This window comes from Oscillatoria salina IIICB1, from assembly GCF_020144665.1.
GTDB lineage: Bacteria > Cyanobacteriota > Cyanobacteriia > Cyanobacteriales > SIO1D9 > IIICB1.
In genome coordinates, this window is sequence record NZ_JAAHBQ010000020.1 from 16,955 (window position 1) to 43,347 (window position 26,393).

Sequence of the window (26,393 nt, forward strand, 5' to 3'; positions counted from 1 at the left end):
TTTACATCATTTATCTATCTTATTTCTACGTCGCCTTGCTTACAACTAACTTGAGCAGGAACAGTAGAGTCTCGCACCGATAACTGATTTCTAGCCAACTAAGAGAGTTTCTTCTGGGTATTTAATCACGCTAGGAGGCGAATCACCTAAGATTGCCGCCATAAACAGTAAAATGCCCACCCTACCCATATACATCATCATAATTAAAAGTAGTTTCCCTAGTCCAGAAATACTTGCTGTGATCCCCGTAGAAAGTCCTACCGTTGCAAAAGCCGATACCACCTCAAATAACAGAGAAATAAAGTCAAAATTAGCATCAGTTATCGAGAGGAAGATTGTCCCAGTCGCAATAGCAATTACCGAACCAACTAGAACGCCAATTGCTTTTAAAATCAGACTTAGAGGAACTTCACGTTGATAGAGAATTATCTCTTCTTTTCCCTGCAAAATTGAACGAGTACAACTGCTTAAAATCCGAACTGTTGTAGTTTTTGTCCCGCCACCCGTGCCGCTAGGACTAGCACCAATAAACATAAAAGCAATTGTGATAAATAAACCAGCAGTAGATAGTTGACCGATGTCGAGCGTATTAAATCCCGCAGTTCTCGTCGTTACCGATTGAAACCAAGCTGCAATTAACTTTTCTTGGAAACTTAGAGAACCGAAAACTTCTGGATTGCGTAACTCGGTAAAAAAGAAAGCGATCGTAGCTAAAATCAACAAACTTAAGGTCGTGCTGGTGACAACTTTAAAATTTAACGAGAAAACAAATCTAGCTTTTTTGCGACGAAGATTTTTGAGAATCCAAGAATAAAGTTCCATAATTACTTGATAGCCTAAACCACCAAAAATAATTAAGGCTGGAATAATTAAATTTATCGGAATCGAGGAACGATAGCGAACTAAACTATCGGCAAAGAGACTAAATCCGGCATTATTCCAAGCGCTAATACTATGAAAGATTGCTAACCAAAGACTTCGAGAAAAATCATAGTCAGCCGCAAATACTTGAAACAGTAAAATTACGCCTGTTAGCTCAAAAACTAGGGTGGTGGCAAGAATTGAACGGATTAGATTCTGACTTCCTTGTAAAAAAGGTCGGTCAAAAGATTCTTGAATAGCAAATTTTTGCCGCAAGTCAAATCGGCGTCCGACTAACAAAATTAAAAAGGTAGTAGTGGTCATATAACCTAATCCTCCTACCTGAATTAGCAGTAAGATAAATAACTGCCCCCAAAAGGAAAAATAACTGCCTGTATCAACGACTATTAAACCTGTGACACAAACCGCAGATGTGGAAGTGAAAAAAGCAACAATTGGGTCATTCCACGTGCCGCTACTGGTGGAAATGGGCAACATTAATAAGAAAGTTCCCATTGTTATGAGAGTAAGAAAACCTAAACAAATCGTTCGCGAGATACTCATGAGTTAGAGAGGCTAATTTTAGTTAGTTCCTAGGAAGCATTGTAAGTGAGACTGAGAAGATTTTCTTTCTTGTCTGCCTTTTTTGGTTATCTTCTTCCTCGGGTAAGATCTGTTTATTTTACTTTTTCTCGATCTCAAAATTTACTGCATAAAATTTATAATTTGTCAAGTAACAAATAAGTTTTCATTGTGCCTTTACCTTTAACTTCGATCGCACCTCGCTCTTCAAAGAGAAACTTATCTCGTAAGAGAGCATAAGTTGTCTGGCTAACTTGAATAGTACCGGGGATGCCGTGAGATTCCATGCGGCTAGCGGTATTAACAGCATCGCCCCAAAGATCGTAGGCGAATTTTTTGGTTCCGATTACCCCAGCGATGACTGAACCAGTATTGATCCCAATCCTTATGTTTAAATTAGTAACATGAGCCGCATTAAATTGATTCATGACTTGCTGCATATCCAAAGCCATTTGGGCGATCGCCTCAGCGTGGTTTGGCTTGGCAGTAGGAACTCCACCAACTACCATATAAGCATCACCGATCGTTTTGATTTTCTCTAAACCATGCTTTTCCGTGAGGCGATCGAAAGTAGAGAAAATATTATTAAGAGTGGAAATTAGTTGTTGGGGATAAACTCGACTTGCTAATTGAGTGAAATTAACTAGATCGGCAAAGAGAATGGTAACTTCTTCAAAAGTATCGGCAATTAAACTTGGTTTTTGTTTTAACCTTTTCGCGATCGCTTGAGGCAAAATATTCAGTAACAAGCCTTCAGTTTTGCGTTTTTCCAGTTTCAAAGCTGCTTCAGTACGCTTACGCTGAGTAATGTCATGAAAAAAGACTGAGACACCTTCATAAGAAGGAAAAGCTCTTACTTCCAACCAACGCTCGATCGGTTGGTAATATTCTTCAAAAGTAACGCTTACTTGTTGGGTAGCGGCTTTCCGATATTCCTGTTCCAAAGTTGAACCTAAAGTTTCGGGAAATTCTGCCCAAAGTATCTTACCTAAGAGTTCTTCTGGCTTTCTGTGGAGAATTTTGCTAGCAACTTGATTGACGTAGGTAAAACGCCATTGTCTGTCCAAAGCAAAAAAAGCATCAGTCATTCCTTCGAGGAGTTCGACAATTTGGCGATCGCTAGCGCGCAGTTTGTCTTCAACTTGCTTGGTTGTCTCGATTTGACGCTCTAAACGAGTTATTTTAATTCTTAACTCCATTTGCGCGATTACTTGACGACCTAATCTTTGCAGCGCTTCTAATTGTTCCGAACTCAGGTGACGAGGAATGCGATCGATCGCGCATAGTGTTCCTAAAGGATAACCATCGGGAGTCACTAACGGAGCACCTGCATAAAAGCGAATATTTGGATCGGAAGTTACTAAAGGATTGCCAGCAAAACGCTCGTCTTTGAGAGCATTGGGAATGACTAACACTCGATCGGGGTTGAGAATTGCATGAGCGCAAAAAGCTAACTCTCGTGGCGTTTCTTCGGCTTCTACACCCACTTTCGACTTAAACCACTGACGATTAGCATCCACCAGACTGACAAGCGCGATCGGTGTCCCGCAAATATAAGATGCTAAGGCGGTTAGATCGTCAAAAGCTTCTTCTGCCGAGGTGTCGAGTATATTGTAACGCTTCAAAGCTTCGAGTCTTTCCTCTTCATTACTCGGAAAAGGAGCCACTTGGTGTTGCGGATCTCGCCGAAAGTACGAAGTCTGAGGTCTTTTTATACCACTTTTCAGTTTCTTTGTCAAGCTTTTGACCAACTGAAATAAATTTTTCACTAACTTCGCCACTTTTTTATCTACCTTTCGTTGGCGAGTTTTGTGACGATAATTTGGCATTACCAACTTTGTTTACTCCCTTCTTTGCTGTTTATTTTCTTGGAAATATTCACCCTGAAATAAATTTAGACTGTAGTTTTGCCTGGTAAAAATCCATTATCTCAAAACTAAGAAAGCAGAATAACTCTCCCTTCACACTTTTTTACCCTCATTCTCGACTATCAGCGATAATTTTCCAACTTAATTAGGAAAAACTGGGGAAGATCTCGAACCTGGGAGCAGTTTTTTCAACTACTAAGATTTTAGACAATATTTTTCCCATAATGATTAGATTATTTTTTATTATCCCAAGGAAGATGTGTAGTTAGTAGCTACCGAAATCGATCGCTCTGATTTTCCCAATCGGGAATAGGTGAGGATCTCAGTCCCATCTGATGCTACGCTAAATCCGGTAAGGCTATGCGGACAATCCACGATGACATCTACCCTTTATCAACAAATTCAGCAATTTTATGATGCTTCTAGCGGACTTTGGGAACAAGTCTGGGGCGAACATATGCACCACGGTTACTATGGTAAGAATGGTAACTATAAGCTTAATCGCCGCCAGGCACAAATTAATTTAATTGAAGAACTGTTAATTTGGGCTGGTTTGACAAATTTAGAGAAACCACCGCAAACAATTGTCGATCTCGGTTGTGGGATTGGTGGTAGTACCTTGTATTTAGCGCAAAAGTATCGTGCAACAGCCACGGGAATTACTCTTTCGCCCGTACAAGCCGCTAGAGCCAAGGAAAGAGCGATTGAGGCTGGATTAGAATCAAGAGTGCAGTTTCAGGTCGCTGATGCCCAAAATACACCATTTGAGGACAATTCTTTTGACCTGGTATGGTCGCTTGAAAGTGGCGAACATATGCCGGATAAGGAGAAATTTGTGCGCGAGTGCGATCGCATTCTCAAACCTGGGGGAACTTTTATTATGGCAACTTGGTGTCATCGTCCCACCAATTCTTTAGCGGGTGAGTTAACTGAAAACGAAAAACGTCATCTAGAAAAGATTTATCAGGTTTATTGTTTACCTTATGTAATTTCTTTACCAGAATATGAAGAAATTGCCCGTAATTGTAACTTTAAAAATATTCGTTCTGATGATTGGTCGGAGGCGGTTGCTCCTTTCTGGAATGTGGTTATAGATTCTGCTTTCGATCCCCAAGCTATTATCGGTTTAATTAGTAGCGGTTGGCAAACTGTTGAAGCCGCTCTTTCTCTTGGTTTGATGAGTCGCGGTTACGAGCGCGGTTTGATTCGTTTTGGCTTACTTTGTGCGACTAAATGAGTTAATTGTCAGTGTTTCTTTTGAAAAAAGAAGGACTTAAGTCTTGATTATTTACTTTGAATAAAGAGGACTAAAGTCCTCACTACGAACTAAGTTGAAAGAATCAGGTCTTGATTATTTACCTTGAATAAAGAGGACTAAAGTCCTCACTACGAACTAAGTTGAAAGAATCAGGTCTTGATTATTTACTTTGAATAAAGAGGACTAAAGTCCTGAATACGAACTAACTTGAAAGAATCCGAGAATAATTTTGCTATGAGTCAAATTTCTGCAACGCCGAAAAACCTATTTCGAGAACCTTTTGCTTGGCTATACAGCCTGTGGAAATTTTCGCGTCCCCATACAATAATTGGTACTAGCTTAAGTGTATTTGCCTTGTACGCGATCGCCACAACTCTCACTACTAATACTGTCACTATAGCCAGTTTACTGCATCTACTCGGTGCTTGGATTGCTTGTCTGGGCGGTAATGTTTACATTGTCGGACTAAATCAGTTAGAAGATATTGCTATTGACGAAATTAATAAACCCCATCTTCCTGTGGCTGCGGGAGAATTTACGCCTCCACAAGCGACGCGGATTGTCGCGATTAGTGGCATTTTAGCATTACTATTAGCAGCATGGTTGGGATTTTGGCTGTTAGCAACGGTAGGAATTAGTTTAATTATCGGTACGGCTTATTCTTTACCACCGATACGTTTAAAACGCTTTCCCTTTTTAGCAGCTTTATGTATTTTTACCGTGCGAGGAATAATTGTCAATGTCGGGCTATTTTTCTATTTCAGCAAAGTCTTTGGCTACAGCGAGTTTTTCCCCTTAGAGGTATGGACGCTAACTATTTTTGTCGTCGTGTTTACAGTAGCGATCGCTATTTTCAAAGATGTCCCTGACATGGAAGGTGATAAGCAGTTTAATATTACCACTTTTACTTTACTCCTAGGCAAATCAACAATTTTTAATCTTGCTCGCGGAATAATTACAGTTTGTTATCTGGGTACGATTATCGCGGGAGTTTTCTGGTTAAATAACGTTAATCTACTTTTCTTGACTATTTCTCATTTCGTCTTGCTAGGATTACTTTGGTGGCGAAGTCAGAATGTAAATTTACAGTCAAAGCCAGAAATTGCTAGCTTTTATCAATTTATCTGGAAATTATTCTTTTTGGAATATCTAATTTTCCCGCTAGCTTGTTTTCTAGCTTGAATGCGATAAGGTGGTAAATGCGGGTACGCGATAACTGTTAACTGTCAAGAGGAATTGCTAACACCCAATCTTGATAATCAGGATCGCGATTTTCGGTAATTGCCGTTAGTTTTTCCCGCAGTTTCTCAGTTAGGGGACGCTCGGTTGATAATTGATAGTTTTCAACTTTTTTAACTGGACTAATTTTTGCCGCCGTTCCACAAAGAAACACTTCGTCAGCAATAAAAAGTTCTGATTTATCAATTGGTCTTTGGATGGTTTCAATTCCTAAATCTCGAGCAATTTTAATGACGCTGTCCCTCGTAATTCCTTCCAAAATATCTTCTTCAAAACCAGGCGTAATTAACTTGCCATTTCTGACAATAAAAACATTCATTCCTGAAGCTTCGCAAACTTTTCCGCGAGAATTCATTAAAATTGCTTCGTCAAAACCGGATTCTACAGCTTCAGTTTTTGCTAATGCCGAAGTTATATAGGCGCCACTAATTTTACCTCGTAAAGGTAAGCTGCGGTCTTCTTGACGATACCAAGAACTAATGCGACAACTAACTCCGTTGGGAGACATATAATCTCCTAATTCCAAGCCATAGACAAAAAAGTCTTTTTCAATATTATGAATTCTCGGAGAAAGTCCTAAACCGGAATTATAAACAAAAGGTCGGAGATAAAAAGATTGCTTTGGCTGATTTTTCTTGACAAATTCAACTAAAATATGCCGTATTTTATCTGCTGGTAAATCGTAGCCAAGAAATTTCGCGCTGTTGCTCAATCTTTGACAATGGTCGTCTAAGCGAAATAACAAAATCTGTTGGGAATTTTGGGGATCGCGAATGCCGCGCATACCGCCAAAAGCTCCTGTACCATAGTGTAAGGCGTGGGTAGCTATGGAAACTTTGGCTTCGCTAAAGGGGACAAATTGGTTTTCAAAGTAGGCAATTGGTAAAAAATTAGGCATTTTCGGCATTAATGAGGATTTGAGTCGTGAGGATGAAAATGTTGCACTTGGGCATTAATTTATTAATTTACCTTATCCGCAGTTCTATTCCTAGTAGCGATCGGTTGGCTAACAAATGAATAATCAGCAAAAAGGCAAAGTTTACTTGGTTGGTGCGGGACCGGGAAGCATCGGCTATCTTACCCTGAAAGCACGAGAATTACTCGCTGAGGCGGAAGTTTTGGTTTATGATGCTTTGGTAGACCCACAGCTATTAGATTTGGTTTCTCACGATTGTCTCCGGTTGAATGTGGGGAAACGTGGTGGAAAACCGAGTACGCCTCAAACTGAGATTAATCAAATTTTAGTTAGGTATTGTCAAAAAGGCAAAAATGTGGTAAGACTCAAAAGTGGCGATCCGTTAATTTTCGGACGCTCTCGCGAGGAAAGGGAAGCTTTGAGAGCGGCGAATTGCGAGTTTGAGTTAGTTCCGGGCATTTCTTCAGTGTTAGCCGCACCTTTGTTAGCAGGAATTCCTTTAACTGATAAACACTTGAGTAGTGCTTTTGCGGTGGTTACGGCACATCAACCAGAAATTCTTGATTGGGAAGCACTCGCCCGACTCGATACTCTGGTAATTTTAATGGGAGGTCGTAATTTGAGAGAAATTGTTTCTCAGTTACGCAAACACGGACGGGATGAGTCTACTCCCGTAGCGATCGCGCGAGCGGTTGCTCGTCCCGAACAACAATTTTGGTTTGGGACTTTGGCTGATATTGTCGAGCAAACTGCTGGTATTTCTCTCTCCCCGACAGTCACGATCGTTGGCGAAGTCGTTTCACTAAGCGATCGCTTAACACCCGATCTCTTTTAATTCCTTCTTGTCTTCATCTCACCTCTAACCTCTTATGAAACAACCCTTAACCGGAAAAACCGTTCTCGTAACTCGTGCGGCACGTCAGTCAAGTAAATTTAGCGAACTTTTGCAACAACAGGGAGCAAAAGTTGTCGAAATGCCTGCGTTAGAAATTCGCCCCCCTTCGAGTTGGGTAGAGTTAGATCGGGCGATCGCGCATCTCGATGATTTTCACTGGCTAATTCTTACTTCTAGTAACGGTGTAGAATATTTTTACCAACGCTTGACAAATTGTGGTAAAAGCGAGCGAAACTTAGCAAATATTAAAATTGCTGTTGTTGGCAAGAAAACTGCTACGAGTTTAAGACAACAAGGTGGGCAGCCAAATTTTATTCCACCAGACTTTATTGCTGACTCTCTTGTCGAGCATTTTCCCGAAGCTTTAGCCGGCAAAAAAATCCTCTTTCCTCGCGTGGAAACAGGCGGAAGAGAACTTTTAGTTCAAGAGTTAACTAACCAAGGTGCAGAAGTAGTAGAAGTTCCTGCTTATCAATCAGGATGTCCAGAACAAATTGCCCCAGAAGCTTTAGAGACATTACAAAAACAAACAGTAGACTTTCTTACTTTTGCGAGTGGAAAAACCGTCAACAACTTCTGTAAATTATTAGCTAACGTTACTCCTGAATTGCTAATAAGCTCAGAAAAATTATTGGCAAATGTTTGCATTGCTTCTATTGGTCCGCAAACTTCTCAAAGTTGTCGTCAATTGCTCGGACGAGTCGATCTAGAAGCTCAAGAATATACTTTAGAAGGTTTAACGCAAGCAATTTTAGACTATGTGGAAAATCAAAGTTTTGCTCGTCATCTCTAAGCAAAATTAACGATCTTAATAAGCGTAAATCTCGTAACTTTTTGATAGGAAAATCAGTTATTAGGATTTTTTTACTCTTAAATAAGAGATAACTATGCGACTAAATTTCGGGCAAACTCAAATCAGTATAAGAGGTTACAATTATCAACATTACCTTTAAGGTTAAAAGATAGCATCCCCCTTGGGGGGAGTATTTCCAACCATGTGAATGTAGAATACGAATAAGTTATTTCCTAAGATCTTTCTTCAGATGGTTAGCTCGTTCAAGATAATCTGTATTTAACCCTTGTCCAATAAAATTATTGTTGATCTGTCTCACAGCAAAAAAAACCAAGAAGCCGTAAGCTTTCAAGAAAGTCGAGTGAAACTCGTGAAGACTGAACAAAAGGTCATGAATAACCTACCCCTCTTTAACCTACGGCTTACTAGCTCTTGCTATATTGTCGGTATTTATGCCTTCTTAGGTAGTCTCTGGATTAGCTTTTCTGATGCTCTTATAGTTAAATTGACAAATGATATGGTTTTGCTGAGTAAATTACAGAGTATTAAAGGTTGGGGGTTTGTTTTCTTAAGTAGTTGTTTGCTTTATTTACTTTTAAGTCGTAAGGATCGCACTAAGTCCGAATCAGCAATAGTAACTGAGTTAGAATTAGCAGCTTGGGTAGGGGCAATGACTGATATTGTGCTAATTTTAGACAAGCAAGGTTGCTGTCAAAAAATACTTTCGACACAGACAATTGCTTCCGAGCAACGCAGACAAGAATTAATAGGTAAAAGTTTCCGCGAAGTTTTATCTTTAGAGCAAGCAGAATTATTTGAGGAGCAAATTTGCCAAGTCCTAGAAAAGCAACAAATTGCGCAAATTAAATACAGTTTATTAGTAGAAAGTAAGTTACTTTGGTTTGTTGCTAAAATTGTGCCACTATCAAAAGATACGGTAATTTGGGTAGCGAGAGATATTACCGAACAAACACAGACAGAAGCAGAATTAGAACAAAAAGAACAGCAATGTCGTTTGCTAGCGAACAACTTTCCGGAGAGTTTAGTGATGTTTTTTGATAGAAATTTACGCTACACCCTTGTCGAAGGTACTGGTTTGGAGATAGGAGATTTAAGTAAAAATAGAATAGAAGGAAAAACAATTTGGGAAGCTTTACCAGTAGACATTTGTGAGTTAGTGGAGCCATTGTATTGGAAAGCGATCGCGGGAAAAACAAGTTTTGCTGAAATTCCTGACGGCTCTCGCGTTTATTTACTTCAAGTACAGCCAATTACTGATAGTCAAGGGGAAATTTTTGGGGGAATGACGATCGCTCAAGAAATTACGGCGCAAATCGAAATTGAAGAACATTTACAAGAATATGCTTTTTGTGATTCGCTAACAGGTTTACCCAACAAAACTTGGTTTTTAGAGCGTTTGAGTAGAACTTTAGAAGAGACTTTATCGGGCAAAAATGACTTATTTGCGGTTTTTTACATTCAATTAGAACGCTTTTCCATTGTTAAATATAGTCTCGGACACGAACTCGCCGATAAATTGGCGATCGCGACTGCTCACCGTTTGCAAGGATGCTTGCGTTTAAGGGAACCAGTTGCACAGGTAGGAGACAGCGCTTTGGCAATTTTGCTGGCAAATCTGGAAGATGTTAGCGAAGCTACTTGCATCGCGGAGCGCATTCAAGAGCTGTTAAATTTACCTTTAAGTTTGCGCGGACATGAAATTTATTCTCCAGTCACGATTGGTATTGCTTTCGGAAACTATCAACTTCGAGATCGCGAGTGGCATTTTCAACGCCCAGAAGATTTGCTGCGCGGTGCGGATACGGCGATGAACCATGCTAAGAGTAATGGCAAGCTGCACTATGCCGTTTTTCACCCAGAGATGCACAGTTTGGCGATCGCACGCTTGCAGTTAGAAACTGAGTTACGCAAGGCGATCGAATCTGGTCAATTGCAAATTTTTTATCAACCAATTGTCTGTTTAAAAACTGGCAAAATTATTGGTTTTGAAGCTTTGGTACGTTGGTTACATCCTCTTCGCGGCAAAATTGCTCCCAGTGAGTTTATTTCTTTAGCTGAGGAAACAGGATTAATTGGTGCAATTGATTGGTGGATGCTGCGCGAAGCTTGCCAACAATTAAGTATTTGGCAGCAAGATCGGCAGGAAAGCGAACCTTTAACCATGAGCGTTAATATGTCCCACAAAATCTTATCCCAGGTTAATTTAGTGGCTGAGATTAAGAAAATTTTGTCCTCGACTGGGATTGCTCCGAGTAGTTTGAAACTAGAGGTTACGGAAAGAGCAATTATGGAAGATGGCGCTGCGGAAGCTAACACTCTTGAGGAATTGAAAAGTTTGGGAATCAAACTTTCGATCGATGATTTTGGTACGGGTTATTCTTGTTTAGAACGCTTGCATCAGTTGCCGATTGATACGTTAAAAATCGATCGTTCTTTTGTCAGTCGAATGCTCCAAGATCCTAATAATTGGCAAATTATCAGCACAATTATTACCCTAGCTCATAGTTTAAATATGGACGCGATCGCTGAAGGCATCGAAACTGCTGCGGAGTTTGCTGAATTGCGATCGCTTGCTGCTGAATATGGACAGGGTTACTTTTTCTCCAAACCTCTCTCCCATCAAGAAGCAGAAGCTTTACTCAAACAAAAATTACAATGGTAATTATCATTGATCAGCGTAAATGAGATGAAAATGCAACGCATCATTGGTTTAACAGGTGGTATTGCCACAGGCAAAACCACTGTCTCAAATTACCTTGCTAATAACTATAATTTCCCCGTTTTCGATGCCGACATTTATGCCCGAGAAGCAGTTCAATCGGATTCTTTTATTTTGACAGAACTTGCCCAACGATACAGCCCTAATATTCTTTTATCTAACGGCGAACTAGATCGTCAAGCTTTAGCGAAAATTATCTTCCATAATCCTCAAGAACGTAGTTGGGTGGAGCAAAAAATTCATCCTTACGTGCGTCAGCGCATCCAAGCTCAACTGAGGACATTTTCTGGTTATATAGCAGTCTTAGCTATTCCTTTATTATTTGAAGCTAAAATGACTGATTTATGTAACGAAATTTGGGTGGTAAGTTGCCACTTACAACAGCAAATAAAACGCCTGATCGAGCGCAACAATTTTACTTTAGCACAAGCACAAGCTCGGATCGATAGCCAAATGCCTCTAGGGGAAAAAATAGCTGCTGCTGACGTAGTTTTAGACAACTCGGCAACTTTAGATTACTTGTATAAACAAATTGATGCTCAACTAATTTCCCGGCAATTATGATATAATTCATTTGCTTTTAGTTTCCTAGAGAATTAGGCGATAAATGTATTTTTTGCAGGACACTAATATCAGAATACCGATCGCTATAGAAATTGTCCGGTCAACCCCGACACAACTTTTGCTCAGAGTTCGCCCAATTTATTTATGGTTAGTGGGAATTTTTGTCGCGATCGCGGCATTATATCTAATTATTTCTTATCGCTATGAAGTCGAACAACTGTGGTTGCTTTATTTGCTTTTAGGTGGTTGGTTGGTTTTAACTTTTCTCTTTCTAATCTCTAGCGAAGTTATAACCTGTCGCTTTGATAAAGTTTTGGGTATGATGACTCTCAAACAAAAAACATTGCTAGGTACTAAAGTTACCAAATACCCACTTTGGGAAATTCGTCAAGTAGGTTTAGACAAATTAGTCTCTTCTTATCGAGTAGTAATCTTATTTCATGACGGTAATTATGTCTTCCTTCCTGGCTATTACAGCAGCGAGAAAAACACTAAACAACACGCCGTTCTCTCTATTGCTAAGTTTCTCAACATCGAGGCTTTGTTTGACTTATCTTTAGCTGTTAAGTCATAAGCGGGTGCGTTAAATAACCCACCCTAGTTACTTAACTTGTTGTCGTTGTCATTATTTCATTATACTTGTCTTTTCCTGCTTGATAATTTTTACTTTCGTAGCCTAAAATATTATGGATAATCCATTTTTGGGGATATCCCTCCTTCAGCAATAAAGAAATTCCTCTTTGCAAAGTTTTTTCTTCGTCCAAAAATTTATTTGCCAACCATTCGCTTGTTTTCGCAAAAGCGGTTTTGTCGTTTTCGGTATGGTAATCAACGTAAATTGCACCTAATAAGGGCTTAAATGGCTTGACGGGAACTACTTCATCTCCTAGTTTAAGTACGGCCAAATCCTGTTTAGTTAGTTGGGAATTGTACTCATTTACCTTTTCTTTTTTGAGCAGATTGTTTGCTAACGAACTTAATCCTTTTTCCTTCATTCCCGGTAAAAGATTGTACAAATATTCGGCAACAATTGCTTTTAACAGAGCATTACCAAGTAATTGCAACTGCTTGTTGTGAGAAAAACGTTCTTTGATATCTTTTTGATAACGCTCTAACAAGGGTGCAATTAAATGTTTATCGATCCATTTTCGAGTTTGGAGATAGCCTCGATCTAGATAAATTGCACCTACTAAAGCTTTGAAGGCACTTGCAAAAGGATTGTTACTTTTTTGACGTAGTTGATACCTTTCTTCTTTGAGTGCTAAAAAAGGGTAAGAAGCGCCTAATTCCATTTGAAACCACAGTTTGGTTAACCTTTCTCCTTCAACCAATTTGTCCCGTAATTTAGAAAGTTTACCAGCTTCTAGATAAGGACAATTACGATATAAGTAGTCAATGCAAGCTAAATTAAGCATTGACTTACCTAAAAATTCTAAGCGTTCGTTGTTTTCTTCGGGTTTTCCAAGTTGTTCTGCGTAAGAGGGATGCGTTAAAGCAAGTCGTAGGTAGTCACTATGTTTAAATTTGATGCCAATTTTACTTTCTACTTGCGACCAGTTGATTTCCATTTTGATACCACTTATACAACAAATTTAGCGATAGTTAAGTTACGATGAGATCGGGATAAAGCCTTGACTGGGAACTGGCGATTACCAATTAACTCTGAATCTATTTTTGGCTTGCATTCACAATTGTAACTGGATTGAGGGGAGAAAAGCGAGTTAGTTGGGCTACTGGGGTTGAACGTGCGATATTTAGTTGTAAAATACGGTAATTCCAATTGCGATTTTGCAACCAATTGAGGGTAAGATTGAGGTGTTCTAAGGTGGCTAAGGCTAAGACTAAAATTCCTTCAGTTAACAGTTTAGTTGCACAAAAATCTAGAATTGACTCTAAGTTGCCGCCGCTCCCGCCGATGAAAATGCGATTTGGGGCGGGTAAATCTGTTAAAATCTTGGGGGCAATACCGTGGAGAGAATAAACGTTATTTACTTGTAAGCGCTGACAGTTTTGTTCGATTAAGGCTTTTCCCATTGCGGTTTTTTCGATCGCGTACACTTGCGAATTTGGACATAAACGCGCTATTTCGATCGCTACCGAGCCGGTACCTGCTCCAATATCCCACACGGTTTGTCCGCATTTTAAGGCTAACTCTCCTAATATTACCAGACGCACTTCTCGTTTGGTCATGAGTCCGGGGCGATCGCGTAAACTTAAAAAGGTTCGATCTGGTAATCCAATTAGCGGTAATTCCTTGACATTTAACTCATTTTGTGCAGTAAGTTCGCCTTTAATTAGAACAACGACATTGAGTTTAGCAAAGGTTTTTCTCTCTAAGGTTTCAGGGGAGTAGCAATTAACATTTTCTTCAGTAGCGCCCAGATTTTCACAGACCCAAAAATCGTAGGAAGTTGGTAAATCGAGAGCTAGATAAAGATTCGCGATCGCGCCGGGCGTATTTTTCCCATCGGTGAGGATAGCAATTTTGTCAATACCTTGTTGTAAAGCTTTACTTAACTCATCGAGGGAACGTCCGTGAGCGCTAATAATTTTAGCATCTTGCCAGGGAACTTTGAGGCGATTAAAAGCTAATTGGACGGAAGATAAATGAGGATGAAAATGCAGTTTTTCTGGTGGTAACTTCGAGAGTAACAAACGTCCCAAACCGAAAAATAAAGGATCGCCAGAGACTAAAATCACAATCGAATCAGAATTATCGAGACGCTGACGAATTTCAGTAATTGCGGTAGTAAAATTTCCCAGAACTAGACGCAGAGCCGGATGTTGAGGAAAATAAGTTAAATGGCGATCGCTACCTACTAATAAAGTCGCCCGCTCGACAATTTCGCGTACACTTTCAGTTAAGCCCGCAGCACCATCCAAACCAATTCCGACCACATTTATTTCACTCATCAGAGTCAAATTCGCTCGCTTCCCAAGCTAAAATAATTAAAGCATTAAGAATAGCTGCGGCAACAGCAGAACCACCTTGACGACCTTGAATAAGAATATGAGGAAGAGAGGTTTCCGCCAAAGCTTGTTTCGACTCTACCACATTCACGAAACCCACAGGCGCACCAATTACAAAAGCAGGTTTTCTAGTTAAATGTGGTAACTGAGAACAAAGTGCAAACAAAGCAGTTGGCGCATTACCAAAAACGTAAATCGCTTGGGGAAAACTGTCAAGACATTGTAATAAACCCGTTTCCGTGCGAGTTTTTCCCGGAATAGCAGTCGGTGCGAGTTCAACTGCGGAAATCAAAGGATTTTGCCAAGTTTTTTTAACTAAAGTAGCCACGCCAATTTTAACCATTGTCACATCAGTAACAATCGGCACAGCTTGACGTAGAGAAGAAATAGCAGAGGCGATCGCACCAGGAGTAAACTGAATTAAGCGGGAATATTCAAAATCCGCCGTAGCGTGAATAACCCGCCGCGCGATCGCGTATTCCGCAGCAGTAAAATTATGTTTGCCAATTTCGCGATCGATAATGGCAAAACTTTGCTGAAGAATAGGATGGTTTAAATCGTTCAAAACTCGATCGCGGGTAAATCCGAATCTCGATAATAACCTGTCATGTTAGCAAATTTACGCAACTCAGCTCGACGGACAGTTAAAATTTGTGCTTCAGCTTCGAGCAATTGGTCATTTAAACTGGTTAAAATTTGTTGGAGACGATCGCGGTCAAGATCGGCAGGAATCGTGCCAAAATAGCCCAAAGTAATATGACCCATAAAAGTATATTGCTGTTCGACACCCAAACCAATTAGACCAGGATTTTGATAAATTGAGCGACGTAATTGGAGGATGCGCGTATAACCCGCTTCATCAACAGGGATAAAACAAACAGCGATCGCGCGAGGTCTAACAGTTAATCCTAGCAAACGCAATTCAATCGGTTTACCAAGACTAACCAACTCCTGAGACTGCTGAAAACTTTCAGCAATGCAATCTCGTAACTCCCGTTCAAAATTAGGATTCTCCTTAAGTGCATCTCGATAAGCACTGTCCCAAATCAAATCTGCTAGCGTCAAGTGAAAACTTTCTGGTGGTACAGTAGCGATCGACCCTGAATCGAGTTGTTCGTGTAATTGGGACTGAACAACCTTTAAATTGCCGTAAATATCGCGATTATACTCATCCTCGCACCAAGGGGGTGTCATAACTGTATAACCCGGAAAATCCACTGGTTGTTCCCCACAAAACTTAGGAGACTCCTGGATATTTTGGAGTTGCCCGCTATAAGCTGAGGGTAGGGTTAGCCGAGCTACTCGATTAAGATAAGTTTGATATGCTTCGTCCAATCTGGTGTGCCTCGCTCTTAGATACTATAAGTAGTTTCTCTTATGCCAATTTACCTTTTCTGGGGGGAAGATGACTTCGCGATCGCCAAAGCTGTTGAGAAACTTCGCAAACAAGTCCTCGATCCCAACTGGTTACAATTTAACTACGAAAAAATTTTCGGCGATCGCCAAGATCGAGTCATTCAAGCATTTGATACTGCTATGACTCCCGTTTTTGGGCTGGGAGGACGTTTAGTTTGGTTAGCTGATACTACCATCTGTCAACATTGTACGGAAGAATTACTCGCGCAATTACAGCGAACTTTACCCGCTCTACCACCAGATTCTCATTTATTGTTCACCACTAGCAAGAAACCCGATAAACGCCTTAAATCTACCAAACTGCTCCAAGAATACGCCCAAATACAAGAATTTAGTTTAATTCCCCCTTGGGAAACTGAGAAACTCTTACAGCAACTCAAGCAACTCTCCGGTGAGTTTAACGTCCAACTTACCCCAAAAGCCGAAAAATTCCTCGCCGAATCTGTGGGTAACGATACCAGACAACTAGCCAGCGAACTCGAAAAATTACAAATCTACGGACAAAATCAGACAGGATCTCTCGATCTCGAGACAGTTTCCAGCTTAGTTACCTCAAATAGCCAGAATAGTTTACACTTAGCAACAGCAATTAAAGAAAAAGACGAAGCTCGTGTCTTAGGGTTAGTCAACGAGTTGCTAAACCGTAACGAACCCGCTTTAAAGATTGTCGCTACCTTAGTTGGACAATTTCGGATTTGGGCGATCGTCAAGCTAATGGTTGAAACGGTCGAAAGAGACGAAAAAAAGATCGCTGCGGTAGCGCAAATTGGCAATCCCAAGCGCATTTACTTTCTGCGTAAAGAAGTCCAAAACCTGAAAGCACGGCAGCTACTCGCTATTTTACCAGTTTTGTTAGACTTAGAAATTAGCTTGAAAACAGGTGCAGAGCCGTTATCTACTTTACAAGCAAAAGCGATCGAAATGTGTCATCTTCTCCGAAAGTAGTGGGGACTGGGGAGGTGGTGACTGGGAGACTAGGGAGAGGGGGAGGAATTAGGGGATAAACTGATAACTTTTAACTGTTCCCTAATCGCTAGTCAATGTTAACTGGTAACTGTTCACTGATAACTGGTAACTGTTCACTGTTAACTGAACCCAATCCAAGGGTCCCCAACTAATACTCGGAACTTCTCACGGCTAACACAGTTCAAACACAATAGAAGATCCAAATTACGGATTTTATTACTTTATAATTCAAGTTGGCACTAATGTTGACTACATTGTTTCCCCGATTTTACTTAAATAAAAAGATTAGCCGTCCGTTAATTGTCGCTTCCTTAGCGACAATGGGCGTAATGTTGGGAATTGTTCCCAGTATTTCGGAACAATCTTTTAGCTTATCTTTCCAAACTTCAGCTTACGCGCAAGAGTTTACCGACCAAGATATACTTAATTATGCGCGAGCAATTTTGGATATGGAATCATTGCGTCAGCAAGCTTACGACGATATCAAGCAAATTATTGGTACTCAACCACCAACAATTGCTTGTAACGATCGCCGGAGTTTGCGTAATCTTCCTCGAGATGCTGAAGCGATCGCTGTCAATTACTGTAACGGTTCTCGTCGTATTGTTCAAAGTAGTGGTTTGAGTGTTTCTCAATTTAATGAGATGACTGCTAGAGTACAATCCGATTCGAGGCTGAAAGAAAGGGTTCAACAAGCAATGATTCGACTACAAAGACGTTAATCTTTAATCTTTTGTCCGACTTTCACCCCGATGCTAACTCTTACCCAATTTGTCTCTACCACCAATGACGTTAAAGACGTTAAAGTTGATTTTACCCTCTTTCTGAATGCCGAAGAACGCACCCGCAGCCGCTATCGTTTTCAAACCGAAGATGGTCAAGTTTTTTGGCTGCGTTTACCGAGGGGAACAGTTTTTCAGGATGGAGATCAACTGATCTCGCTAACCGGAGAAGTCGTGCAAATTTTAGCTAAACCCGAACCTGTACTAACAATCACAGCAAAATCTCCCCTCGATTTACTTCGTGCAGCTTACCATCTCGGTAATCGTCACGTACCTCTAGAAATTACTTCTACCTATTTAAGATTTTCCCCCGATTCTGTTCTAGAAGCAATGCTTTTACAACTAGGTTTAGAAGTAAAAAAAGAGGTCGTACCTTTTCATCCTGAAATTGGCGCTTATTCTCATTCTCATTAGGGGATTGTTGATTGGGGGAGGATAAACTGTTCGCTGCTAACTAACCATCATGTTAAATCATACAGCCTTGCTGAATTTATTACAACTAGCTAGTTCTACTTTACCTGTAGGTTCTTATAGCTATTCAGAAGGTTTAGAAGCGTTGGTAGATTCGGAGATTATTAACAATCAAGACCAATTTTATTTATGGTTAGAAAATGAATTAACTTATGGAGCAATTCGGATTGAGACAGCAGTAATGTTGAGATCCTATGATTGTCTGAGTAAGAGCGACTTGACTGGTTTAAATAGTTGGAATGGTTGGTTATCGGCGGCGAGAGAAACAAAAGAATTAAGACAGCAAAGTTGGCAAATGGGTCAATCTTTACTTGAATTATTGATTAGTTTACAACCCAGTTTGCAATTCTTAAAAGATGTAATAGAAGATGAATGTAACTACGCGATCGCTTTTGGGATCGCGGCTTCTTATTGGCAAATAAATGTTGAAGCTACAACAATAGGTTATTTATACAGTTGGCTAAATAATACAATTAATTCAGGAGTAAAATTAATTCCTTTGGGACAAACAACTGGTCAAAAATTATTGTTTAAATTACGTCCCTTAATTGTGAAAATAACTGAAGAAATTTTTGCTTTATCAGATGAAGAATTGGCAAGTTGTAGTTGGGGATTAGCACTTGCGAGTATGGAACATGAAACTCAGTATAGCCGCTTATTCCGTAGTTGAAACTTTAGTTAATCGAAGCTGTAAAATGGTACTATAGCTTAAGCAAGAGCGACTATAACGCCAATGAATCGAAACAAATTATTACTTCCAGTGTTAGATATCTCAGTGTTAATTTTCTGGGGTATCTTGTTGCTAAAATTTTGGCTTACCTCAAATTTAGACTTGCTGATGCACCCCGAATATGGATGGTTAGCGATCGCTGCGGGTTTCCTTCTCTTAGCGATCGGTATTCTTAAGGGTATTCAACTTAACTGGAGGCTGCGTCAGCAACGTTGGGGTTATATTAATGAAATGCCAGTGGTTACTCATGTTAGTTTACTACCACCCGTGTTAACTTCCGCTCTCCTGTTATTAGTAGCAATAATTGGCTTATTGACAACACCTCAAGTAGTAAGCACATCAAAATTAGTCGATGAAGGTGTTAGCAAGTCTCTAGCTTTAAATGCTAATGTTTCTCCCTCTTTTCTCCCTGCGACTAACCCCGAAGATCGCACTCTCATCGATTGGATTGCTAGTCTTAATCGAAATCCCGAACCCGATTCATACATCGGCAAAAAAGTCAAGATAACGGGATTAATTGTTAACGAAACTCAACTACCAGAAGAATATTTATTATTATCGAGTTTAGTAATAAATTGTTGTACTCCCGATCTTTATCCAGTGGCTTTACCAGTAAAATTACCAGAAAATCATCGCCAAAGTTATGCAGCTAATACTTGGCTAGAAATAGAAGGTACAGTAATAAGCGATACTTTACAAGGCAGACGACAATTAACAATTGATGCGGCTAATATTCAAGAAATAACTCGTCCAGACAATCCTTATAATCGCTCGTGGTAAATTAATTTAATTGGCAAAATGAATTCAGAATTAAAAGCAAAACTAATTAATAGATTCAAAAAAATACCCTCTTTAGATCGGCTTGTTTTAAGTACCAGTGGCGTAGTAATATTTTTGATTTTACTTAATTTAATTACCGGAAATCGCGCCTCTCCTCGCGTGCGTAATTTTAGTTGGCAAAATCAACAAATAGGTGCAAAAGATAAATCATTCATCATCACTTTTAACCGTCCCGTAGAACATTCTAGCGTCGAAGCCAACCTGCAAATTAAGCCTTTGCTACCGGGGAAAATTAGCTGGATGGGTAATAAAATGGCATATACTCTTACTCAGCCTCCTCTCTACGAAAATACCTACGAAATCAAGTTAGAAGGGGCAAAAATAAGTAACGATCCAGAAAAAGAAATAGCCCCTTTCCAGACAAAATTTCAAACCCGCGATCGCGCTTTTGCTTACTTAGGTGTAGACGGAGAAGAACAAGGACGTTTAATTCTGTATAATTTAACACAGCAGAAAAAAACAGTTCTCACTCCTGGCGATCTAGTAGTAATTGATTTTGAAGGCTATCCTCATGGAGAAAAGATTTTATTTTCTGCCCTAAATAAAAACAGTGAAAGTCAAGATTTAGGCTCGCAAAAACTTTATACTGTCACCACAGGAATTAACTTTGCTAACCCAAAGAAAGCTCAACCTCCAGGTAAAATCAAAGAAATTTTAGACTCCGAAAATTATCACAATCTGGAATTCGATCTCGCAGCCGACGCGAAGAATATTGTAGTGCGACGAATTAATAAAGAAAATGCTGCTGATTTTGGTTTGTGGTTAATCCCAGAGTCAGGAAAACCTCAATCTTTAGAAATTCAGGGAGGAAAAATAAATATTGCCCCTGACGGAAAAACCGTAGCAGTAACCCAAACCGAAGGAATAGCGATCGCGCCATTAACTGCGACGGAAACTTCCGGGAAATTATTATCGGGTTACAATCAAATTATCGCTTACGACCAAACCAGCGAGCGGACAATTTTAGTTAAATATGAGCCAGATTATACAGCATCGCTATTTGTCCAAAATAAGCGAGGAGAAGAACAAAAAATTCTGACCACACCAAGAACAATCATCGAATGCGAATTAGAACCAAAAAAGGAAAAAATCCTTTATTGTTTGACCAGCGAAGCCAGAAAAAACCAAGCAGAAGCAATGATATTTCTGGCAGCAATTAATTTAGAAACGGCGGAAATAATTGACTTATTAGCCTTACCTTATCAAGGAGAAGCCCAAATTAGTATTTCCCCAGACGGAATCGGCTTACTCTTCGATCGCCTCGTTCCCGCAACTGAAGTAGATAACGAAACCTTAACCACCGAAGACGGAGTAGCGATCGCCACTGGGCGTTTGTGGCTGTTACCTTTACCAGAAACACTCGACAACGAAAATCTCCAGAATCTCGCCCCCCAAGAGTTAATTCCCGGTTTTCATCCCCATTGGTTGCCTTAAACAGGTGTAAAATTAAAGCGATCGCTCAAGGAGAATTTAGCAAAATGCCCCCAAAGTGGCCCCGTCAACCAACTCGCGAAGATCCCGAATATCGACGTTTAGATGACCGCATGAATTTTGCTGTCCATGTCGCCTTATTTGCCGCTTGTAATAGCGGATTGCTATTTTTTCACCAACTCCACGTTACGAATTGGGCTTGGGGCAAATGGATTACACTTGTATGGTCGATAATTTTATTAATCCATCTGATTTATATCTTTGGCATAGTAGATTATTCAACGAAATCCAATGGCTAATCCCACAACTCAAGAAATCGAAGCACTAGCTGCGGAAATTGGCGAAAATGTTTATATCGATGTAGCTAAGTGGCATTTATATTTAGCTGATGCTCATTTGCATACTCTTGTCGCCGAAAGAGTTTATCCTTTACTCACCCAAGATTCGGCGATTAACGAAGACGCAGTTCTACAAATTTTGCGCGATATTCCGGTTAAATTAGGTGGAGGTAAAAAGGAACTACCCTTAGTTGAATTACTTCCCATGCAATCCCAAGTTAATTTAATCGATTTGCTCGAAGAATATCAACGAAAAATGTAGTTATTATTTTTCTCTCCCTACCCTATCTTTTGACTTCTGGTGGTAAACATTCACAATTAAGGATGGGGTAGGGTAGAAAAACTCAAGAAATTAATTATTTACGAAATCGGATGGATAAGACTTTTTTGATATGACCATCCCGCCGTTTGATGAATTGGGCAATCTTCCTCCAGGTATTCATTATTGCACCTGGGACGAATTGGTAGCAAGATACGATCTTACCTTACAGCGATCGCGCCTGATAGATGGACTCAAACGAGCAATTAAGCATCTTCAAGCAGCAGGGTGTCGAACTATCTATATTAATGGTAGTTTTGTTAGCGATAAACTGAATCCAAATGACTTTGATGCTTGCTGGGATGCTGAAGGGGTAGATATGGATTATCTCAAAATTCATGCTCCTAGTTTGCTTGATTTTTCTAATAAACGAGCAGCACAAAAAGCTCAATATAGAGGAGAACTTTTTCCCTCTGAATTACTCGCTGACGATAGTGGATTAAGTTTTTTAGAACTTTTTCAATTTGATAAAAAACAAAACCGCAAAGGTCTAATTGCCATAGATTTATTAAGGTGGGAATGATGATTTTAAATGACTTGGAATATCAAACCACGAAGGAACGTATAGCAGGATTTCAACGAGCATTGACAGAGTTAAATACGCCCGATAATAAGTTGAAAAAGACTAATCCCGTACTTTGGCAACTTAATGTAGATGGAGTACAAAGTTTGTTGGCTGATTTTAGTGAACAAATACAAGAATATGAAGCCTTAATTTCTAGAAAGCAACATGAACCTCTTGTTTTTGAAATTGATTCCCTTGCACAACTTCCCCAAATTTTAATTAAAGCTCGTCTTGCAGCGAAAATTAGTCAGTCTGAATTAGCTAATCGACTGGGAATAGAAGCAAGTCTTCTTCAACGATATGAAGATCGAGAATATGAATCAGCAACGTTGACACAATTACTCGAAATTAGTCAAATTTTGGGCATTTCCATCCTCCAAAAAGTAACTCTAGAAGTTACTACACCAGCAGTTAGTTAATCTGATGAATGAAGGCGTACAGTTGTACATCCTAATTATGATAAAGGGTTAGATACTCTTTGAAAACAGAAGACACGGTAAAGGACTGGCGATCGCTTTCTTCTTGAGTTAACAGAAAACGTTTGTTTAATGACTGTAAGCCATTAATGAGATCGTTTGATGATAACGATAACGATTGTCTGATATTTTCTCTAGATATAGACTGTTCCTGAGAAACTACCCATAATAAAATTTTCTTTTCTACATCGGATAACCTAAGCCAAACTATATCCAATAGAGATTTAATGTCTTCAGTTAATATTACAGAGTTCTCTTGAGTAAATTCGTCTACTTTGCCTTCAAAAATATCCTTAATTAAAGTGCTGATATACTGTAAATATTTCGGATTACCTTCATACAAACTAATTAACTGTGACCAACTCTCCTCCCTATTTAAGCCACGATCGCGTAAAATCAATTTAGCTGAATCATCTAATCCTGACAATTCCAAGCAGTGCGTTGGATACAGTTCAAAATCTAAGGATATCATTTCTTGACACTTTTCCTGACTAATGAGCAGGAGACAACTTGAATGTTGTACTTCTGCTATCATTTGCAAAAATATTCTGTAACCTTGATATTCAGGCTTATATTGTCCTGAAAATTGATTCTCGGTAAATATTTCCTGAACATTATCGAGAACAATTAAGCATCGTTTTTTATTAAATAACTGTAAACATTGATTTAATAAAGTTTTTGATATTTTATCTCTATCACTTTGTGATAATTCGGTTACAATTTCGGTAAGTATAGAATCTAAAGAGGAGTAGAGTTTTATATTTTTCCAGACGATCGCTTCAAATGGTAATTTATAGGTATCAATTAGTTGTCTCACCAACGCAGTTTTTCCAATCCCTGTAAATCCTAAAACTGAGATTAAACGAGTATTGGTATTTTCTAGCCATTCAGATAAATTTGCTAATTCACTTTCTCTACCATAAAAAGAAATTATTTGAGGAGATTGTGTTACATTGTAATAAATTTCTTTTGTGTTAACTTCTTGATCGCTACTAGCTATTTTATTTTGAGGATTAGAGGAATTAATATATAAATCAACATCATTATTAATTATCCCTACTACCTGCTGTGACGAATTAGATAAATTAAACGAATTTGCTAATCTTTCAACTGTCCAACAAAAATTAGATTTGTTAACATCTTCGTTTTCTCCTAACGCTTTTAACTCTTGAGATAGTATTTTATATAAACCACGGCTAACATTACCGATATGATTTTCACTGTTATAATCAATTTCTCCTGCAATCTCAGCATAGGTTTTACCTTGCCAAATTCCCTTAATTACATTTGTCTCTAAGTCATTAAGGTGTTTTTCTGTATGCTTGAAGACTAGCCGATCTACTAACTGTAAAACTTCAGTAACATTCATAGAAACTAGATATAGCTTGATTTTTAGCTATTATAGCCTAGCACTCAGTTAGATTATCAAGGGTTTTTGAGGGTCACTCTTAATATTTTTTGACTAAATTCAGAATAAAAACAATGATTTTCAGTTGTTAGTAGGTATGTAATATGATGTAGTTTAAAAAAAACTTACTTGCTATCAAAAAAAATGCAATGGATTTAAGAGGATTAGTTCAAGGCTTGGCAAGAGACATTTTGGGCGATCAACAGATGTCTGAAGAAGATTTTGAGAAAATTTACCGTCAGATTGAGGACAGGGTAGATAATGAACCTCCACCTCGTTTTGCTTTTATTGGCGAAGCTGGGGTAGGAAAGTCTTCTACATTGAATGCACTCTTTAATGCAGGTGTAGCAGTTAGTCATATTGAAGCCTGTACTCGAATCGCTGATAAAATTGAATGCCTGAATGGGGCATTAATTGCTTATGATATGCCCGGATTGGGTGAGAGTCGTTTAAAACAAAGAGAACATATTGCTTTGTATGAACGAGTTTTAAAAGATGTTGATGTTGCGTTGTGGATTTTAGATGCACAAAATAGAGCGATCGCTTCAGTACAAGAATATTTAGAAGCAGAACTCCAATCTATTAATCCCAGATTATTAGAACGAATGGTGATTGCTTTAAACAAAGTTGATTTAGTTTATCCGGGAGAATTAGCTTGGCATCCGTTAGCTAATTTGCCCAGTGAAGAACAAGAAGAAAACATCAAAGGAAGAATCCGAGACGTTAAAAGAAGAATTCGAGAAGTCATCCCGAACTGGAAAGGTAAAATCATAGGTTATTCTGCGAACAAACGCTATAACTTACCACATCTTTTTGATGCAATGATGGATGCTGTTCCCAATAAAAGAAAATGGGTGGTTGCATCTCGTAAAGCATTAGCCGATTTTCTAGAATTAGTCGATCCTCAACTTCTACCGCCAGAGAAAAGACGAGAAAGAGCAACCAATCCAGTGCCTCAACCTTCAAAAATGTCTGATGTTGTTTCTAGTATGCCACCGGAAGAATTTGCTAAATTTGCTGGCAATCAAAAAGCATTTATAGCATGGTTAAAGCAACAAGGACAATAAATCATTTTCTGTTTAACTATCCATCAAGGAGAAATTAAAAATGAAATACGTTCCTGACGAGACTTATATCCCCACTTCTACTCGCAGAGCAATAGAAACTGAACTGAAAAACAGATTTGACTCCTATCTTACTGAATTAGATGACCATCAACTAAGCATATTACAGAAATCAGAAAAAGATTTTAGAAGTTTTGTCGCTGATATATTCGTTTCTATTGCAGCAATTTTTGGTTATGTAGTAGGGCAAGTTGTTGGCTTTGTCGAAGATATAGGTAGAGGTATTAAGAGAGGTTGGAATGATGGATTTAAAGCTGGACGTGGTCGTTAAATAACCAACTTATTATATGAGTGAATGGATATCCTTACCGTTCCCGAAATGCCCAAGATGCCAACAATCTTGGGTAAGAAGTTACCATGATTGCTTGTGGACTGGCGAAGCTTTAGTTGAGCCTTATCAAAGACAAGCAAAATGTCAAGGTTGTGGTCAGCAATGGCTTTTACTCAATAGTAATTTTAATTGCTCTTGTGGCTATAGTTTTAGCGCATGGGAAGTAGAAAATGCTCTTTCTACGACTCAACTACTAAGAAATCGGTTGCTTGAAAAACTTAATGAAATGGATAGTTACGAAAGAACTATTATTTCTAAATCTCAAAGTTCATTTCAGCAATGGATTTACGATATCAGCTACGAAATAGGCAGAGTATTAGGGACAACAGTTTCAAAAACACAAGAGTTAATTAAAAATTTCTTCGATAAGTGGTCATTTTAGCCATTTTAAGGCGATCGCCTTCATTATTCCAACGCGATCGCTTCCTATTCTACACGGCATCAAGTTTGATTGAAATATGTGATTATTCGGAGTCGTCTTCAGACGACTTTAGCTTTTAGCCAGTGACT

At 39.1% G+C, this 26,393-nt stretch carries 28 protein-coding genes; 20 read left to right on the forward strand and 8 right to left on the reverse strand.

All coding sequences use genetic code 11. The annotated features are described in order from the left end of the window. Window positions 1-90: 90 nt before the first annotated feature. Both G3T18_RS07580 and G3T18_RS07585 read right to left on the reverse strand, forming a co-directional pair. A complete protein-coding gene (locus G3T18_RS07580) occupies window positions 91-1,425 on the reverse strand; it encodes a TrkH family potassium uptake protein (protein ID WP_224409940.1) in 1,335 nt (444 codons plus the stop codon). 155 nt (window positions 1,426-1,580) lie between these two features. Next, complete coding sequence (locus G3T18_RS07585) at window positions 1,581-3,272, reverse strand: adenylate/guanylate cyclase domain-containing protein (protein ID WP_224409992.1); 1,692 nt, start codon at window positions 3,270-3,272, stop codon at window positions 1,581-1,583. Window positions 3,273-3,687: 415 nt separating this feature from the next. Here G3T18_RS07585 and G3T18_RS07590 point away from each other — a divergent pair, with 415 nt between their 5' ends. Continuing rightward, complete coding sequence (locus G3T18_RS07590) at window positions 3,688-4,548, forward strand: methyltransferase domain-containing protein (protein ID WP_224409941.1); 861 nt, start codon at window positions 3,688-3,690, stop codon at window positions 4,546-4,548. 255 nt (window positions 4,549-4,803) lie between these two features. Beyond that, complete coding sequence (locus G3T18_RS07595; RefSeq protein ID WP_224409942.1) at window positions 4,804-5,751, forward strand: homogentisate phytyltransferase; 948 nt, start codon at window positions 4,804-4,806, stop codon at window positions 5,749-5,751. Between the two features lie 37 nt (window positions 5,752-5,788). On the opposite strand, the gene G3T18_RS07600 is transcribed toward G3T18_RS07595, so the two are convergent. After that, a complete protein-coding gene (locus G3T18_RS07600) occupies window positions 5,789-6,706 on the reverse strand; it encodes a branched-chain amino acid transaminase (RefSeq protein ID WP_224409943.1) in 918 nt (305 codons plus the stop codon). 115 nt (window positions 6,707-6,821) lie between these two features. Here G3T18_RS07600 and cobA point away from each other — a divergent pair, with 115 nt between their 5' ends. From cobA to G3T18_RS07625, 5 genes are all read left to right on the forward strand, one after another. Further along, the gene (gene cobA / locus G3T18_RS07605) at window positions 6,822-7,559 is read left to right on the forward strand and encodes a uroporphyrinogen-III C-methyltransferase (RefSeq protein ID WP_224409944.1); all 738 of its coding nucleotides are present in this window, start codon (window positions 6,822-6,824) and stop codon (window positions 7,557-7,559) included. 34 nt (window positions 7,560-7,593) lie between these two features. Next, window positions 7,594-8,412, forward strand: a complete 819-nt coding sequence (locus tag G3T18_RS07610; protein ID WP_224409945.1) for a uroporphyrinogen-III synthase — start codon at window positions 7,594-7,596, stop codon at window positions 8,410-8,412. A gap of 370 nt (window positions 8,413-8,782) precedes the next feature. Then, complete coding sequence (locus tag G3T18_RS07615; RefSeq protein WP_224409946.1) at window positions 8,783-11,095, forward strand: putative bifunctional diguanylate cyclase/phosphodiesterase; 2,313 nt, start codon at window positions 8,783-8,785, stop codon at window positions 11,093-11,095. 24 nt (window positions 11,096-11,119) lie between these two features. After that, the gene (coaE, locus tag G3T18_RS07620) at window positions 11,120-11,716 is read left to right on the forward strand and encodes a dephospho-CoA kinase (RefSeq protein ID WP_224409947.1); all 597 of its coding nucleotides are present in this window, start codon (window positions 11,120-11,122) and stop codon (window positions 11,714-11,716) included. A 43-nt stretch (window positions 11,717-11,759) separates the two neighbouring features. After that, window positions 11,760-12,290: a hypothetical protein gene (locus tag G3T18_RS07625; protein WP_224409948.1), complete on the forward strand. Its 531-nt coding sequence runs from the start codon at window positions 11,760-11,762 to the stop codon at window positions 12,288-12,290. Between the two features lie 31 nt (window positions 12,291-12,321). On the opposite strand, the gene G3T18_RS07630 is transcribed toward G3T18_RS07625, so the two are convergent. From G3T18_RS07630 to G3T18_RS07645, 4 genes are all read right to left on the reverse strand, one after another. Next, a complete protein-coding gene (locus tag G3T18_RS07630; RefSeq protein WP_224409949.1) occupies window positions 12,322-13,284 on the reverse strand; it encodes a ribonuclease III domain-containing protein in 963 nt (320 codons plus the stop codon). A 100-nt stretch (window positions 13,285-13,384) separates the two neighbouring features. After that, window positions 13,385-14,629, reverse strand: a complete 1,245-nt coding sequence (cbiE, locus tag G3T18_RS07635) for a precorrin-6y C5,15-methyltransferase (decarboxylating) subunit CbiE (RefSeq protein WP_224409950.1) — start codon at window positions 14,627-14,629, stop codon at window positions 13,385-13,387. Continuing rightward, entirely contained in the window at window positions 14,622-15,251 is a 630-nt protein-coding gene (locus G3T18_RS07640; protein WP_224409951.1) for a precorrin-8X methylmutase, read from the reverse strand. The genes cbiE and G3T18_RS07640 overlap by 8 nt, the downstream gene beginning before the upstream one ends. Then, a complete protein-coding gene (locus G3T18_RS07645; RefSeq protein ID WP_224409952.1) occupies window positions 15,248-16,021 on the reverse strand; it encodes an AKAP7-like phosphoesterase domain-containing protein in 774 nt (257 codons plus the stop codon). The genes G3T18_RS07640 and G3T18_RS07645 overlap by 4 nt, the downstream gene beginning before the upstream one ends. Window positions 16,022-16,063: 42 nt before the next feature. On the opposite strand from G3T18_RS07645, the gene holA reads away from it, so the two are divergent. The 10 genes from holA to G3T18_RS07695 all read left to right on the forward strand — a co-directional run bounded on the left by holA (window position 16,064) and on the right by G3T18_RS07695 (window position 22,963). Then, entirely contained in the window at window positions 16,064-17,047 is a 984-nt protein-coding gene (gene holA, locus G3T18_RS07650; protein ID WP_224409953.1) for a DNA polymerase III subunit delta, read from the forward strand. A gap of 263 nt (window positions 17,048-17,310) precedes the next feature. After that, on the forward strand, window positions 17,311-17,790 hold the full coding sequence (locus G3T18_RS07655) for a DUF4168 domain-containing protein (protein ID WP_224409954.1): 480 nt from the start codon (window positions 17,311-17,313) through the stop codon (window positions 17,788-17,790). Between the two features lie 30 nt (window positions 17,791-17,820). Next, window positions 17,821-18,264: an urease accessory protein UreE gene (gene ureE / locus G3T18_RS07660; protein ID WP_224409955.1), complete on the forward strand. Its 444-nt coding sequence runs from the start codon at window positions 17,821-17,823 to the stop codon at window positions 18,262-18,264. A 49-nt stretch (window positions 18,265-18,313) separates the two neighbouring features. Continuing rightward, the gene (locus tag G3T18_RS07665) at window positions 18,314-18,991 is read left to right on the forward strand and encodes an urease accessory protein UreF (protein WP_224409956.1); all 678 of its coding nucleotides are present in this window, start codon (window positions 18,314-18,316) and stop codon (window positions 18,989-18,991) included. A gap of 63 nt (window positions 18,992-19,054) precedes the next feature. Further along, the gene (locus tag G3T18_RS07670; RefSeq protein ID WP_224409957.1) at window positions 19,055-19,831 is read left to right on the forward strand and encodes a TIGR03943 family putative permease subunit; all 777 of its coding nucleotides are present in this window, start codon (window positions 19,055-19,057) and stop codon (window positions 19,829-19,831) included. Between the two features lie 18 nt (window positions 19,832-19,849). Next, window positions 19,850-21,325, forward strand: a complete 1,476-nt coding sequence (locus G3T18_RS07675; protein WP_224409958.1) for a hypothetical protein — start codon at window positions 19,850-19,852, stop codon at window positions 21,323-21,325. A 44-nt stretch (window positions 21,326-21,369) separates the two neighbouring features. Next, a complete protein-coding gene (locus tag G3T18_RS07680) occupies window positions 21,370-21,621 on the forward strand; it encodes a 2TM domain-containing protein (protein WP_224409959.1) in 252 nt (83 codons plus the stop codon). Then, complete coding sequence (locus tag G3T18_RS07685) at window positions 21,614-21,922, forward strand: DUF3181 family protein (protein WP_224409960.1); 309 nt, start codon at window positions 21,614-21,616, stop codon at window positions 21,920-21,922. Before G3T18_RS07680 ends, G3T18_RS07685 begins: the two co-directional genes overlap by 8 nt. A gap of 130 nt (window positions 21,923-22,052) precedes the next feature. Then, the gene (locus tag G3T18_RS07690) at window positions 22,053-22,502 is read left to right on the forward strand and encodes a DUF6932 family protein (RefSeq protein ID WP_224409961.1); all 450 of its coding nucleotides are present in this window, start codon (window positions 22,053-22,055) and stop codon (window positions 22,500-22,502) included. Continuing rightward, window positions 22,499-22,963, forward strand: a complete 465-nt coding sequence (locus G3T18_RS07695) for a helix-turn-helix domain-containing protein (protein WP_224409962.1) — start codon at window positions 22,499-22,501, stop codon at window positions 22,961-22,963. Before G3T18_RS07690 ends, G3T18_RS07695 begins: the two co-directional genes overlap by 4 nt. Window positions 22,964-22,994: 31 nt before the next feature. Here G3T18_RS07695 and G3T18_RS07700 read toward each other — a convergent pair whose 3' ends face one another. Next, window positions 22,995-24,389 (reverse strand): NB-ARC domain-containing protein, encoded by a 1,395-nt coding sequence (locus tag G3T18_RS07700; RefSeq protein ID WP_224409963.1) that lies wholly within the window; start codon window positions 24,387-24,389, stop codon window positions 22,995-22,997. Between the two features lie 188 nt (window positions 24,390-24,577). Between G3T18_RS07700 and G3T18_RS07705 the strand changes: the two genes are divergently transcribed. The 3 genes from G3T18_RS07705 to G3T18_RS07715 are packed head-to-tail and all read left to right on the forward strand — an operon-like array spanning window position 24,578 to window position 26,265. Further along, entirely contained in the window at window positions 24,578-25,495 is a 918-nt protein-coding gene (locus G3T18_RS07705; protein WP_224409964.1) for a GTPase family protein, read from the forward strand. A gap of 40 nt (window positions 25,496-25,535) precedes the next feature. Further along, entirely contained in the window at window positions 25,536-25,823 is a 288-nt protein-coding gene (locus G3T18_RS07710) for a hypothetical protein (RefSeq protein WP_224409965.1), read from the forward strand. A gap of 16 nt (window positions 25,824-25,839) precedes the next feature. Beyond that, complete coding sequence (locus tag G3T18_RS07715) at window positions 25,840-26,265, forward strand: hypothetical protein (RefSeq protein WP_224409966.1); 426 nt, start codon at window positions 25,840-25,842, stop codon at window positions 26,263-26,265. Window positions 26,266-26,393 lie beyond the last annotated feature (128 nt).